This is a genomic window from Sinomonas soli (assembly GCF_054782415.1).
Genome location: NZ_BAAGSN010000003.1, coordinates 131,129 through 144,170, shown reverse-complemented (window position 1 = coordinate 144,170; position 13,042 = coordinate 131,129). Strand labels below are relative to the sequence as shown.

The following is a 13,042-nucleotide window of genomic DNA, read 5'->3' as shown; positions in this document are numbered from 1 at the left end:
GCGAAGCGCCCGAACGGCGAGGGCGGGGCCGCACCGCATGGGTGCTGCCCCGCCCCGGCCGGTTCGGCGCTGGACGTCCGGCGTCAGCTCACGCTGGCTCCGGAGAGGTTCCGGGTCGCCCCGATCAGGGTCACCTGCTGCGGGCCGCCGTCCTTGGGGAGGTAGAGCATGACCGACTCGCGGAACGTGAGGGTCGCCTTCTTCGTGGCCTCCTTGCCGCCGGCGAGCGCCGCGGCGTCGTCCTGCAGCGTGACCTTGTCGCCGGAGGCCTTCGGCGTGCCCTCGACCGTGAAGTCGAGGGGGGCGATCACGATCGCGCCGCCGTCGGCCGCGCGGAAGGCGGCCGCCTCGTTGCCCACGGGCGTGTGCTTGAAGGTGAACGTCGCGTCCGCGGCCTTGGCGATGTCAGCCTGGTAGCCGAAGGTGTCCTTGATGTAGGCGTTGTCCGGGATCCTGCCCTTCCAGGCGCTGTTGGCGTTGGAGAGCCGGTCCGCGATGCCCGCGATCGCGTCCTTGGGGCTCACCGCGAGTCCCGCCTTGTCGTCCAGCGAGAGCTGCTCGGCGCCGGACTTGGGGGTCCCGGGGAAGGTCGCGCCCGGCAGGAGCGGCGCGGCTTCGATGAGCTTGTAGTTCTCACGGGCGGACGCCTGGCGCAGCGTCAGGAGCTGCGGGGTGGTGTTGCCCTGGCCCTGGGTGACCGCGATGACCGTGCGCGGCCAGGACCTCTGAGTGGTCACCACGGTGGTGAGCAGCTTGGACGAGCGCACCGGGGCGATCGCCGGGGCGCTGGAGACGGCCGCGCGCACCTTGTAGTTCTGCTGGCGCGCGAGCAGCGCGGAGCCGTCGACTCGGGCGCCGAGCTTGCCGGCGTCCTTTGCGTCGTCGCCGGCCTGGACCGCGTTCGCAGTCTGGTCGAGGATGCGCGTGAGCTGGTCCTCGACCACCACGCGGGTCCCGGCCTCGGCCGGGCTGGGGGCGGGCGCGGTCGCAGCCTGCGCCGGGACTGCGGCAAGCCCGCCCAGGCCGAGCACGGCCGCGAGGGCCGCCGAGGTGCGGGCAGCCCGCGGGCGACGGCGTGCGGGCTGCGCCGCGGTGCGCTGCGCCGTGCCGGGTGCGGCGCCCGGGGCGGCGCCGGGCGCCTGGCCGGGCGCTGGGGGGATCGCGGTCGTCGCGGGCCCGCCGTCCGCGGAAGCACGACGCCGGTCGCGGCCCTCCGCGTCCGGCCCGCCTGCGCCCGGGCCCGGGCGGCGGGGGCCGCCGCGCAGCCGCGGCAGCAGTACCAGGGCCGCGGCCGCGAGGATGAGGAGTGCGCCGATGACGATGAGCGGGACTGCCCACGGCATGGTCGCGTGGCTCGGCCACGTGATCGTCACATCCTGGGGCGCCGGGGCCTTGCCGTCGCTCGCCAGGAGGAGCTGCCAGTCACCGGAGTCCGGAAGGTCCCAGTGGTAGTCGAGGGTGCCGTTCGCGTTCTGGGTCGTGGCGAACAGGTCGGCGCCGGCCGGGTTCGGCGAGGTGGCCTCGCCGTCGGTGTGGGTCGCCTTGAGGACCTTGCCGTCGTCTGAGGCGCCGTCGATCGTCGTGTGCGCCGCCTTGCCGACCCAGGCGGCCATGTCGTCCGGCCGCGCCGCGGCCAGCACGAAGTTGCCGTTGCCGTGGACGGTCAGCGTCGCCTCTCCCCCTCGGAGGTCCTTGAGCTTCGCATCGATCACGGTCAGTGGGGAGGCCGGGGTGCCGGCGGGGACCGTGGCGGTCACCTGATCGGCGGGCGCCCACCAGGTGAGCTGGCCGATGCCGGCCACGAGGGCTACAAGGCCGAGCAGCAGGAGCGCGGCTGCGGTCTTCAATCGCACAGGAAATACCTCACGTCGGGGGAAGGGAACCTGTCCATGGTAACCAAATCGTGACCATCGGGTCAGATCGGACCGGCTGGTAGGGTGTGCGCAGTGGGCCCGGGGGCTGCAGTCCACCGCAGCCGAACCCTCGGCGCCGGTCGTCCTCCGGCCCGTCCGGACCCTAGAAGAAGGCAGAGGCGTGGGAGAGAACCACCAGCCCGAACCAGTCGAGCCGGAGTCTCCCTCCGCTGCGGGGACGAACCCCCCGGTGAAGCATCCGGTGATCGGCGGCGGCGACCCCGCCGAGCACCATGGCGGCAGGGACTTCATGCGCAGCGTTGCCCAGCGCCTGCGGACCCCCCTCCCGGGCGCCCAGCCGCGGGTGCGGTTCGAGATGCCGCCCCTGGCGGAGACGGAAGAGGGCAGCCCCCTCGCGCCCCTGTCGAGGGACCGGGGCCTCGGCGAGCCGGGACCGCGGGTCTCGACCCGGAACCCCGTCTACATGGGCTTCATGGGGACCGTCGGCGTGGGCATCGCGCTCGCGCTGTACTACATCGCGGCGCACACCACCCAGCTGCTGCTGTGGATCCTCGCGGCCCTGTTCATCTCCCTCGGGCTCGACCCCGTGGTGCGGTGGCTCGAGTCTCACCGCGTCCCGCGCGCGCTCGGGATCGCCGCGACGATCCTCGCGCTCCTCGCCGTGCTGGGCGCGTTCTTCGGCACGCTCATCCCCACGATGGTCGACCAGATCTCGCAGCTCGTGAACAACGTGCCCACGTGGATCAACGACTTCCTGGCCTCGGACTTCTACAAGAGCATCGACGAGCAGTTCGGCATCAAGACCCGGGTGACCGAGGAACTGCAGAAGTTCGGCCAGGACTCGACCGCCGTCACGAACCTGTTCGGCGGGGTCCTGGGCTTCGGGACGACCGTGGCGAACTCCCTGTTCGGGGTGCTCATCGTCGTCGTGCTCAGCCTGTACTTCCTCTCGGCCATGCCGGCGATGAAGCAGTGGGCCTACCGGCTCGCGCCCCGCTCCCGCCGGGTGCGGGTGCAGGCGCTCAGCGAGGAGATCACCCGGTCGGTGGGCAACTACGTGATCGGGCAGGTCTGCGTCGCGGCCCTGAACGCCGCCTTCGCCTTCATCGTCATGACCGTCCTCAACGTGCCCTTCGCCGCGCTGCTGGCCTTCATGGTCGGCTTCCTGGCGTTCATCCCGCTCGTGGGCGGCGTCGTCGCCGGGACGATCATCTCCCTCGTCGCGCTCACGTCGGGCTGGCAGACGGCGGTCATCATGGCCGCCGCCTACTTCGCCTACCTCCAGTTCGAGGCGTACTTCATCTCCCCGCGCATCATGCAGCGCGCGGTGGCGGTGCCCGGCCCGGTCGCGGTGATCTCGGTGATCGCCGGCGGCAGCCTCCTCGGCGTGCTCGGGGCCCTCATCGCGATCCCCACCGCGGCCTCGGTGATGCTGCTCATGCGGGAGGTCTTCATCACGCGGCAGGACCAGCACTAGCCCGAGCATCCGGCGCGCGGCCTAGGAGGCGGTCGCCGTCGGCCCCTCCCACACGGCGGGAAGCTCGCCGGAGGTGCCGAGCACGTCGTCGACCACCTCGCCGAGGACCCGCTGCACGAACTTCTCCCCCACCCAGAGGTGCTTGGCGCCCTCGACGCCGACCACCCGCGCCTGGGGCACGCGCGCGAACCGCTGGGCAGCCTCCACGGGGCGCAGGTAGTCGTCGAACTCCGGGACGAGCACCGTCATCGGCTTGCCGCACGCCGCCCACGCGTCGAGGTCGGCGTCGCCCGCGCGGTGCAGCGGCGGCGAGAGCAGGACTGCGCCTTCGATCTGGTCCACGACCGGGGCGACCGCCCCGTACTTGAGCGCGAGCTCGGTGCCGAAGGACCAGCCCACGAGCCACCGGCGCGGGAGCCCGCGGTCGGCCGCGAAGCGCACGGCGGCCTCGACGTCGGCCCGCTCGCCGATGCCCTCCTCGAACCGGCCGCCGCTCGTCCCGCGCGGGCTCGAGGTCCCGCGGGTGTTGAACCTCAGGACGGCGATGCCCGCGAGCGCGGGGAGCCGGAAGGACGCCTTCCGGTAGACGTGCGAGTCCATGAAGCCCCCGTGGGTGGGGAGCGGGTGGAGCGTGACGAGCGTCGCCACCGGCTCGGTGTCCTGCGGCAGGGCGAGCTCGCCGACGAGCGTGAGCCCATCCTCGGTGCGCAGCTCGATGTTCTCGCGGCGGGCGGGCAGGACCGTGTTGGCGCGGATGGCCGCGGGGCCGTCGGGCGCCGTGAACACGTACGAGGAGGGGTCGAAGCTCATGGCCCCCACAGTATCGAAGGGGCCTACCGGTAGCGGTACGTGCGGGTGCGCCAGCAGTGCGTGTGCCAGTGACGGCGTTCCGCGATGCCGGCCTCCTCGCCGAAGAGGTGGTCGTCGGCCCACACCACCAGATGGGCCGTCCCCGGCGGGATGCTGCGCGAGCAGCCGGGGCACGTGTAGACCTTCGCCGCGCTGCGCGTGGTCACCTGCCGGACGCGCCAGTCGCCATCCGGAGCCGACTCAAGGCGGGCGAAGCCGGCGAGCACACGTTCGGGATCGACGTCGTCCCGGCCCTCGCGCGCCTCCGCGGCGTCCCTGTCGCTGCGGGGGGCGGCAGGGCGGCGTCGGGGGCGGTTCGAGCGCGGCATGGCTCCATTCTGCCGTGCCCGGCGTCCCATCCCTGCTCCATCGGGCGCCCTTGGCCCTCTCCCCGGGCTGCCCGTCGCCCGCGCCCGGGCGGCCGCGGCCGCCACGGTAGAGTGCTCGGGTGCGACTCGTCATTGCCCGGTGCTCCGTCGACTACGTGGGCCGCCTGAAGGCCCACCTGCCCCTCGCGACCCGTCTCCTCGTCGTCAAGGCCGACGGCTCGGTGCTCGTCCACTCGGACGGCGGGTCGTACAAGCCGCTGAACTGGATGAGCCCGCCGGCCACGCTGCGCGTCCTCTCCCCGGCGGAGGCCGAGCTCGAGGAGGGCGTCCTCGAGCAGTGGGCCGTGCAGTCGGCCAAGACGGACGACCGGCTGATCGTCAACGTCCACGAGGTCCTGCACGACTCCTCGCACGAGCTCGGCGTGGACCCCGGCCTCATCAAGGACGGCGTCGAGTCGGACCTCCAGCGGCTGCTCGCGGAGCAGATCGAGACCCTCGGGCCGGGCTACAGCCTGATCCGCCGCGAGTACTTCACCGCGATCGGCCCGGTCGACATCCTCGCCCGTGACGCGACAGGCGCCACCGTCGCCGTCGAGCTCAAGCGCCGTGGCGACATCGACGGCGTCGAGCAGCTCACGCGCTACCTCGAGCTCCTCAACCGCGACCCGCTGCTCGCGCCGGTGCGGGGCATCTTCGCCGCGCAGCAGATCAAGCCCCAGGCGAGGGTCCTGGCGGCCGACCGCGGGATCGACTGCGTGACGCTCGACTACGACGCGATGCGCGGTGTGGACGACGTCGAGTCGCGCCTGTTCTGAGCCCCGCGGAGGCCCGCCCCGGGGCGCCCACCGGCCCCGCACGGCGGCCGAACGGCCGCGCCGGGGCGGGCGCATCGCGGCGGCACTCGCCTAAGGTAGTGGCATGACGACCGCCGAGTCCGCTGCCCCGGATCCCACCGCCCCGACCCGGCTCACCCTGAGGGGGCGGATCGTGAGCGACGGCGCCGTCCTCGAGGACGGCCTGGTCGCCGTCGAGGACGACCGCATCGAGTACGCCGGCCCGGCCGCGGACTTCGACGCGGCCGAGTTCGGCGGGGAGCCCGTGCCCCTCCCGGACGGGGCGCTGCTGCTCCCCGGGCTCGTCGACCTGCACTGCCACGGCGCCGGCGGCGTCGACTTCCCGAGCGCGGACGAGGAGCAGGCCCGGCGAGCGGTCGCGTTCCTCCACCGCCACGGCACGACCACGCTCCTCGCGAGCCTCGTGACGGCCTCCCGCGAGGACCTGCTCCGCGGGGTGGGGCTCTTCTCGCAGCTCGACGACGAGGGCCTCGTGGCGGGCATCCACGCGGAGGGGCCGTTCCTCTCGCACGCACGCTGCGGCGCCCAGAACCCGGACTTCCTGCTCGAGCCGGACGTCGACTTCACGATGGAGCTGATCGAGGCGTCCGAGGGCTCGCTCGCCACCATGACCTACGCGCCCGAGCTGCCGGGGGCGTCCGACGTCGTCGACCTCCTCACGGCGCACGGCGTCACCCCCTCGCTCGGGCACACGGCCTGCGACGACGCCACGGCGGAGGCCTCGCTCGAGCAGGCGCGGGACGGGCTCACCGCCGCGGGGTTCGACGGGGCCGAGGGCGTGCCCACCGTCACACACCTCTTCAACGCCATGCCGCCGCTGCACCACCGTTCCCCGGGGCCTGTCGGGGCCTGCCTCCGCGCCGCCGCCGCCGGGGCGGCGGTCGTCGAGCTCGTGGCCGACGGCGTCCATCTCGCCGCCGCGACCGTCCGCACCGTGTTCGCGCTCGTCGGCTCGGCCAACGTCGCCCTCGTCACCGACTCCATGGCTGCCGCAGGGCTCAGCGACGGGTCCTACATGCTCGGCCCGTCCCCCGTGACCGTGGCCAGCGGCGTCGCAACCCTCGATGCGGACGGATCGATCGCCGGGGGGACGGCCACCCTGCTCGAGGTCGTGGCGCGCACCGCGGCCGCCGGGGTGCCGCTCCCGGACGCCGTGCTCTCGGCGACGGCGGTGCCCGCCGCCGTCCTCGGCCGCTCGGACGAGTTCGGCAGCCTGCGCCGCGGCCTGCGGGCGGACATCGTGGCCACGGACGCCGACCTCGGCCTGGCCGCCGTGGTCCGCGCGGGAACCCTGCTCACCTCCCGGCGCTGACGCTGGGCGGCCGAATTCGCCATTCATGGCCCGCCACAGGCCGACTGCGGTGCGTTTTCCGTCCGTTCTCCTGAATTTCTCCCCGCCGTCGCGCCCGAATCGGCGTATGCCGTTGACCGTGAATGCGCGGCATGATTGGCTAGAGCCAGTCTTGATGTAGATAGCAGTGTTTTCCATGCAATGCAGGCTCGCAAGACCGTTGCGAGCGTGGAGTTTCCCGGCCCACACCGGACTCCCCGCGGAGTAACCCGGCCGGCACACAAGTGCCGGCGTCTCGTTGCAATACACAGGAGAACGCAGGACATGGCACAGGGGACCGTCAAGTGGTTCAACGCCGAGAAGGGGTTCGGCTTCATTACCCCGGATAACGCCGAATCGGACGTCTTCGTCCACTATTCGGAGATCAAGGCGAATGGCTTCCGCACGCTGGAGGAGAATCAGCGCGTCGAGTTCGAGATCGGCCAGGGGGCCAAAGGCCCGCAGGCCACCGGTGTCAGCGCCATCTGAGCAGCTGCGCACCGGCGCGTGACGCGCGGGAGGGGTTCCGGACTCGGAACCCCTCCTTTTTCTTGACCGATTACTGACCGCGGCTGTTAATATTCATCGCCCATGCCGGATTAGGTGACCATCTGCCGCAGGATACGCATGCGGTGGCGCATGGTGAGGCCGGGAAGGTAGGCCTGGGCGAGCGCCTGGCCGATGGCGGGAAGCTGCAGCGGGTCCTGATAGTACATGTACAGGGCGTGGTACTCGGGCTGGAACCTCGACTTGAACTTCGCGAGCGAGCGGAAGCCGTAGACCGGCTCGAGCGCCTGGCCCACGGCGTTGAGCAGCCTCGAGAGGAGCTCGTCCCCCGCGTCGACTTCGGCGCGCTCCCCCGCGGGGTCCGCGGCCAGAGGAGACCCGGACAGCGAGATCCACTCGACGCCGCTCCTCAGCTCTGTCACGGCCGAGGCAATGAGGAACTCCATCACGCCGGGGAACGCCCCCGGGCCGCGACGCATGAAGTCGAGCGTCCATCCGACGATCCGCGACTCCTCGTACACCGGCAGCCAGCTCGTCACGCCGTGGATCCTGCCCTCGGCGTCGACCGCGAGGCACACGAGCACCTCCGGGTCGTCGAGCTCGTCGAGGCCCCCCAGGGTGAATCCCATGGCCGGCAGCGCCTTCTGCGCCGACCATTCCTCGGAGAGCGCGCTGAGCTGCTGGCGCTGCGCGGGACTGAGGAGGTGGTACCTCGTCCAGACGGCGCCCACGCCCAGCTTCGCGGCGCGGTTCACCGCGGTCCGGACGTTCTGCCACTCCTTGCCGACGAACTCGAGCTCCCGGACCTTCAGCCGGGTCTCCTGGGCGACCTCGACCCGGTGGAACCCGCGCGCCTGGAGCACCGGCCACAGGTCGGCGGACAGCGAGTAGAAGCACGGCACGAGGGCCGTGCGCGCGCAGTGCGCGATGAACTCCGTGACGGCCTCCGCGCCGCGGCCCGGGACCCCGATCGGCCCGCCCACCGAGAGCGCCACCCGGCCGTGCAGCTGGAAGGCCAGCCCCGCGGTCTCGTGCTCGTCGAACCAGAAGCGGTTGGGCGGCCACAGGGTCATCCACGACAGGGATCCGCCGCCCCGCCGCACGAGGCTGCGGGCGAGCTGGAGGCTGTCGTCCCTGGCTCCCACCGACTGCCGCCCGCGGAGCACGACGACGGCCGCCAGGACGAGCGCGACGAGCCACAGGATCAGGCCGCTGTGCGTGAAGAGCCACAGCTCCGCCCCGCTCCGGTTCCGGAACAGCGCAGCGTAGCTGCTCGGGATGGGCGAGGGCAGGTACTGGCGGACGAGTTCGACGAGGAGCCCCCAGGCTGACTCCCGCCGCCCCAGTCCCCCGCCCTGCCACCACAGGAGCGTGTAGGCGGCGAGGAGGGCGCCGGCGACCGCCCCGCCGACGGCACCGAGGCGCCTGCGCATGCCCCGCTCCGTCTCCACCGGGAAGAGGCCGCGGTTGGTCCACAGGATCGCCACGAGGGCCACCGCGGTCAGGGCGATGGGGAGCAGGTGCACGAACCCCGAGGCCAACACGGTGAACCGCGGCGCACGGGACGTCGGCGGCATCCTGAGGAACAGGGCGAGGTAGCCCACCGCGAGCGTCCCGACGGCCAGCTGGACCGCGATCGCGAGGCGCAGCGCGACCTTCCGGCCGCGCCGCAGGCCCTCCGCGCAGATGAGGAGGATGGCCATCGGAACGAGCGAGGTCACGTACCCCTCGGGCGAGAGGAAGGCCGGCTGTGCAGCCTGGAGGCAGGCCGTGTCGACCATCCCGCCGCAGTCCTGCTCGAGCTGGGCGAAGACGGGCATGGGGTTCAGGACCATATCGCGGACGAGGGCGAGGGGCCCGGAGGGGCTCCGGGTCAGGGCGGTGAGGACCGGCCCCACCGCCGCGAGGGTGACGACGACGACCACGATGTTGCGCCGCTCGCGCACCGACGGCAGGGCGAGGTGCGAGTCGTGGCGCCATCCGGAGGACCACCAGGAGGCGGCGATGCCGAGGAGGGCGCCGATGAGGCCGAGCACGGTCTCGGAGTGGCCCACGTAGAGGGTGAGCATGGCGGCGATGCCGACCACGGCGGTGCGGAGGCGGCGGCGCCAGAGCACGCCGAGCGCCGGGGCAGCCGCCATGGCGGTGAAGACGGCCGCGGGGTAGGGCCCGAGCACGGGATCGCCGACCATGGACCCGAGCCACCCGTCGCCGCCGATCCGGGCCAGCTGGGTGACCGCGAAGAACACGGTGACCGAGGCGAAGTCGCCGAGGAAGAACAGGGCCGCGGCCCGGAGGGAGCCGTAGGCCGTCTCGGCCACGGCGACGAGGGTGCCCACCACCGCGGTGGCGGCGAGATAGGCCACGGGGTTCGTGACGAAGAAGATCGACGTCACGGCGCCCCACCACTGGCCGGAGCGGAGGGATCCGAGGTCGCCGCCCACCACGTCGAGCACCGCCGGGGGCGGCCCGGAGAGGATGCTGCCCGTGGCAATCCCCGCGATCCACAGGACCGCGATGACCGAGAGGGTGAAGGGGATGCGGCGGGCGCCGCGGACGGCGGCGCGCGCGGCGCGCGCGGCCCTGCCGACTCCGTTCACCGCAGCCTCCATCGGGACACGGACAGCTCGAGCCCGGCGGGCATCGATGGTGCCATCATCTCGCGGGAGGAGGCCCCGGAGCTCAGCGCCACGTCCCGATGCCGATGACGGGCCCGGCCTCGAGCCACGAGGCGAGGCCGGCGTAGGCGTTGAAGTCCATGGCGAAGCGGACGCTCGCGCCCTGGTACTGCAGCTCGACGATTACGACGTCGGCCTGCACCCTGGTCCGCTCGGCCTCGGTGGGCGAGCGGCGTCCGAGCAGCTCCAGCGAGCTGCGGGTGAACCGGTGCCGCGCGCGGGGGCTGAGGGAGAGGAGGTTGAACCATTCGAGCTCGGTGTCCTGATAACGGCATACCCCCATCCGCCATGGCCCTGAGGCCATGGAGATGGAGGCATCAACCGTGCCCAGGGTGCGCCGCAGGACGACGCGGCGCACCCCGAGGGCACAGAGCAGGGCTGCGAGGAGAACGAAGACCACTGCCAGGACGATGAACGGAATGGCGGAGTCGTCCATCGAGGTCTGGCTAACGAGTCCCCGCGGCCGATTCGCCGATCTGGGCGTTGTCGGCGACGATCACGACCCGGTCGGAATCGACGGAGAAGAACCCGCCGTCCACCGTCGCCGTGATCCGCGAGCCGGAGACCGGCTCGATCACAATGTCGCCCGCGTGCATGATCGCCAGGACGGGCGTGTGGCCGGGGAGGATCCCGATCTCGCCGTCCGCCGTGCGGGCCTTGACCATCTTCGCCGGGCCGGACCACACGAAGTGGTCCGCCGCGACGATCTCGACCTCGAGCTCAGCCATGCTACTTGGTCTGATCCTGGATCTTCGCCCAGTTGCGCTCGACGTCGTCGAGGCCGCCGACGTTGAAGAACGCCTGCTCGGCGATGTGGTCCAGCTCGCCGTCGCAGATGGCCTTGAAGCCCTCGATCGTGTCCTTGATCGAGACGGTCGAGCCCTCCACACCGGTGAACTGCTTCGCGGTGTAGGTGTTCTGCGAGAGGAACTGCTGGATGCGGCGCGCACGGGCCACGACGATCTTGTCCTCTTCGGACAGCTCGTCGACACCGAGGATCGCGATGATGTCCTGCAGCTCCTTGTTCTTCTGGAGGATCTGCTTGACCCGCACCGCGGTGTCGTAGTGGTCCTTCCCGATGTACTGCGGGTCGAGGATGCGCGAGGTCGACGTGAGCGGGTCGACGGCCGGGTAGAGGCCGCGCGAGGCGATCTCACGCGAGAGCTCGGTCGTGGCGTCGAGGTGCGCGAACGTCGTCGCCGGGGCCGGGTCGGTGTAGTCGTCGGCCGGAACGTAGATGGCCTGCATCGACGTGATCGAGTGCCCGCGCGTCGAGGTGATGCGCTCCTGGAGGAGGCCCATCTCGTCGGCCAGGTTCGGCTGGTAGCCCACGGCGGACGGCATGCGGCCCAGCAGGGTCGACACCTCCGAGCCGGCCTGGGTGAAGCGGAAGATGTTGTCGATGAAGAGCAGCACGTCCTGGTTCTGGACATCGCGGAAGTACTCCGCCATGGTCAGGGCCGAGAGCGCGACGCGCAGGCGCGTGCCCGGCGGCTCGTCCATCTGGCCGAACACGAGCGCGGTGTCCTTGAGGACCCCCGCCTCGTCCATCTCGACCCAGAGGTCGTTGCCCTCGCGGGTGCGCTCGCCCACGCCGGCGAACACGGAGGTGCCGCCGAAGTTGCGGGCCACACGGGTGATCATCTCCTGGATGAGCACCGTCTTGCCCACGCCGGCGCCGCCGAACAGGCCGATCTTGCCGCCCTTGATGTACGGGGTGAGCAGGTCGATGACCTTGATGCCGGTCTCGAGCATCTCGGTCGAGCCCTCGAGCTGGGCGAACGAGGGCGCCTTGCGGTGGATGGGCCAGCGGTCGGCCGCCTGGATCTCCGACTCGGCGACGTCGAGCGGCTTGCCGAGCACGTTGAAGATGTGGCCCTTGACGCCGTCGCCGACGGGGACCGAGATCGGGGCGCCGGTGTCGACGACCTTGGTGCCGCGCACGAGGCCGTCGGTGGCCTGCAGGGAGATCGCGCGGACGAGGTTGTCGCCGAGGTGCTGGGCAGTCTCGAACGTGATCTCGCGGGTGTGGTCGCCGAGCGTGATCGTGGTCGTCAGCGCGTTGTAGATCTCCGGGATCGCGTCGGCCGGGAACTCGACGTCGACAACCGGCCCGATCACGCGGGCAATGCGGCCCGTCGCGCCAGCGGTCGCAACCGCTTCAGAGGCAGTGGCAGTCATCTCTCTCACTTCTTCAGTAGATGGCGTGTATTCAGTCTAGGTGGTGTGTACGAGCGCGCCCGGGGGCTCACGCGTTGAGGGCGTCGGCGCCGGCGATGATCTCCGTGAGCTCCTGCGTGATCTCCGCCTGGCGGGCGGTGTTGCGCAGGCGCGTGTACTTCTTGATCAGCTCGGTCGCGTTGTCGCCGGCGTTCTTCATGGCCCGCTGGCGCGAGGCGAGCTCGCTCGCCGCGGCCTGGAGCATCGCCGCGAAGATCCGCGACTCGATGTACCGCGGCAGCAGCGCGTCGAGCACCTGCTCGGGCTCGGGCTCGTACTCGTAGAGGGGCAGGATCTCCTTCGCGTCCTTCGCCTCCTCCTCGACGACCTCGAGGGGAAGCAGCCGGATCACCGTGGGCTCCTGCACCACCATCGACTTGAACTGGGTGTAGACGACGTGGATCTCGTCGACCCCGCCGTCCTCGTAGGCGGTCGCGAAGGCGTCGAGCAGCACGCGGCTGATCTCCTTGGCCGTCGCGAACTCGGGGTTGTCCGTGTTGCCGCTCCACACCCGCTCGTAGGGGCGGTTGCGGAAGTCGAAGTAGGCCTGGCCCTTGCGGCCCACCAGGTAGGTGGCGATCTCCTTGCCCTCGGAGCGGAGGAGCTCGGCGAGGGACTCGGCCCGCTTCATGATGCTGGCCGAGTAGGCGCCGGCCTGGCCTCGGTCTGCCGTGAGGACCAGCACTGCCGCGCGCCGCACCTGGGTGGGCTCGGTGGTCAGCGGGTGGTCGATCTCGGACGAAGAGGAGACTGCAGAAACGGCGCGGGTAATGGCATTCGCGTACGGCAGGGATGCGGCCACACGGGCGCGCGCCTTGCCGATGCGGGAGGTAGCAATCAGCTCCATCGCCTTGAACATCTTGCGCATCGACGACGTCGAGGCAATCTTCTGGCGGTAGACCCGGATCTGGGCTCCCATTCTTG

The 13,042-nt window shown here is 71.4% G+C and carries 12 protein-coding genes; 4 read left to right on the top strand and 8 right to left on the bottom strand.

The features are described from left to right. Positions 1 to 83: 83 nt before the first annotated feature. Positions 84 to 1,853: a hypothetical protein gene (locus ACYVKZ_RS01825; protein WP_460990317.1), complete on the bottom strand. Its 1,770-nt coding sequence runs from the start codon at positions 1,851 to 1,853 to the stop codon at positions 84 to 86. Between the two features lie 181 nt (positions 1,854 to 2,034). Here ACYVKZ_RS01825 and ACYVKZ_RS01820 point away from each other — a divergent pair, with 181 nt between their 5' ends. Beyond that, positions 2,035 to 3,351, top strand: a complete 1,317-nt coding sequence (locus ACYVKZ_RS01820; protein ID WP_460990316.1) for an AI-2E family transporter — start codon at positions 2,035 to 2,037, stop codon at positions 3,349 to 3,351. Between the two features lie 21 nt (positions 3,352 to 3,372). Here ACYVKZ_RS01820 and ACYVKZ_RS01815 read toward each other — a convergent pair whose 3' ends face one another. Together ACYVKZ_RS01815 and ACYVKZ_RS01810 are read right to left on the bottom strand one after the other, a co-directional pair. Further along, positions 3,373 to 4,161, bottom strand: coding sequence for an alpha/beta hydrolase (locus tag ACYVKZ_RS01815; RefSeq protein WP_460990315.1), 789 nt, complete (start codon positions 4,159 to 4,161; stop codon positions 3,373 to 3,375). Between the two features lie 23 nt (positions 4,162 to 4,184). Next, positions 4,185 to 4,529, bottom strand: coding sequence for an ATP/GTP-binding protein (locus ACYVKZ_RS01810; protein ID WP_460990314.1), 345 nt, complete (start codon positions 4,527 to 4,529; stop codon positions 4,185 to 4,187). A 119-nt stretch (positions 4,530 to 4,648) separates the two neighbouring features. Here ACYVKZ_RS01810 and nucS point away from each other — a divergent pair, with 119 nt between their 5' ends. From nucS to ACYVKZ_RS01795, 3 genes are all read left to right on the top strand, one after another. Beyond that, positions 4,649 to 5,344: an endonuclease NucS gene (gene nucS, locus ACYVKZ_RS01805; protein WP_460990313.1), complete on the top strand. Its 696-nt coding sequence runs from the start codon at positions 4,649 to 4,651 to the stop codon at positions 5,342 to 5,344. 103 nt (positions 5,345 to 5,447) lie between these two features. Further along, positions 5,448 to 6,695 (top strand): N-acetylglucosamine-6-phosphate deacetylase, encoded by a 1,248-nt coding sequence (locus ACYVKZ_RS01800; protein WP_460990312.1) that lies wholly within the window; start codon positions 5,448 to 5,450, stop codon positions 6,693 to 6,695. Positions 6,696 to 6,998: 303 nt separating this feature from the next. After that, positions 6,999 to 7,202: a cold-shock protein gene (locus tag ACYVKZ_RS01795; RefSeq protein ID WP_066498529.1), complete on the top strand. Its 204-nt coding sequence runs from the start codon at positions 6,999 to 7,001 to the stop codon at positions 7,200 to 7,202. 110 nt (positions 7,203 to 7,312) lie between these two features. Here ACYVKZ_RS01795 and ACYVKZ_RS01790 read toward each other — a convergent pair whose 3' ends face one another. The 5 genes from ACYVKZ_RS01790 to ACYVKZ_RS01770 form a co-directional block, all read right to left on the bottom strand. Then, on the bottom strand, positions 7,313 to 9,820 hold the full coding sequence (locus tag ACYVKZ_RS01790) for a bifunctional lysylphosphatidylglycerol flippase/synthetase MprF (protein ID WP_460990311.1): 2,508 nt from the start codon (positions 9,818 to 9,820) through the stop codon (positions 7,313 to 7,315). 82 nt (positions 9,821 to 9,902) lie between these two features. Further along, positions 9,903 to 10,334, bottom strand: a complete 432-nt coding sequence (locus ACYVKZ_RS01785; protein WP_460990310.1) for a DUF2550 domain-containing protein — start codon at positions 10,332 to 10,334, stop codon at positions 9,903 to 9,905. A 10-nt stretch (positions 10,335 to 10,344) separates the two neighbouring features. Further along, positions 10,345 to 10,626 (bottom strand): F0F1 ATP synthase subunit epsilon, encoded by a 282-nt coding sequence (locus tag ACYVKZ_RS01780; RefSeq protein ID WP_066498545.1) that lies wholly within the window; start codon positions 10,624 to 10,626, stop codon positions 10,345 to 10,347. 1 nt (position 10,627) lies between these two features. Continuing rightward, positions 10,628 to 12,079 carry a F0F1 ATP synthase subunit beta gene (atpD, locus tag ACYVKZ_RS01775; protein WP_460990309.1) on the bottom strand — a complete coding sequence of 484 codons (1,452 nt, stop codon included), beginning with the start codon at positions 12,077 to 12,079 and terminating at the stop codon, positions 10,628 to 10,630. A 67-nt stretch (positions 12,080 to 12,146) separates the two neighbouring features. Continuing rightward, positions 12,147 to 13,037 carry a F0F1 ATP synthase subunit gamma gene (locus ACYVKZ_RS01770; protein ID WP_460990308.1) on the bottom strand — a complete coding sequence of 297 codons (891 nt, stop codon included), beginning with the start codon at positions 13,035 to 13,037 and terminating at the stop codon, positions 12,147 to 12,149. Positions 13,038 to 13,042: the final 5 nt, after the last annotated feature.

Bases quoted from the DNA above. Each gene is read 5' to 3' on its own strand.
- ACYVKZ_RS01815 (WP_460990315.1), bottom strand. From the start codon at position 4,161: ATGAGCTTCGACCCCTCCTCGTACGTGTTCACGGCGCCCGACGGCCCC.
- ACYVKZ_RS01810 (WP_460990314.1), bottom strand. From the start codon at position 4,529: ATGCCGCGCTCGAACCGCCCCCGACGCCGCCCTGCCGCCCCCCGCAGC.
- ACYVKZ_RS01800 (WP_460990312.1), top strand. From the start codon at position 5,448: ATGACGACCGCCGAGTCCGCTGCCCCGGATCCCACCGCCCCGACCCGG.
- ACYVKZ_RS01795 (WP_066498529.1), top strand. From the start codon at position 6,999: ATGGCACAGGGGACCGTCAAGTGGTTCAACGCCGAGAAGGGGTTCGGC.
- ACYVKZ_RS01785 (WP_460990310.1), bottom strand. From the start codon at position 10,334: ATGGACGACTCCGCCATTCCGTTCATCGTCCTGGCAGTGGTCTTCGTT.
- ACYVKZ_RS01780 (WP_066498545.1), bottom strand. From the start codon at position 10,626: ATGGCTGAGCTCGAGGTCGAGATCGTCGCGGCGGACCACTTCGTGTGG.
- atpD (WP_460990309.1), bottom strand. From the start codon at position 12,079: ATGACTGCCACTGCCTCTGAAGCGGTTGCGACCGCTGGCGCGACGGGC.
- ACYVKZ_RS01770 (WP_460990308.1), bottom strand. From the start codon at position 13,037: ATGGGAGCCCAGATCCGGGTCTACCGCCAGAAGATTGCCTCGACGTCG.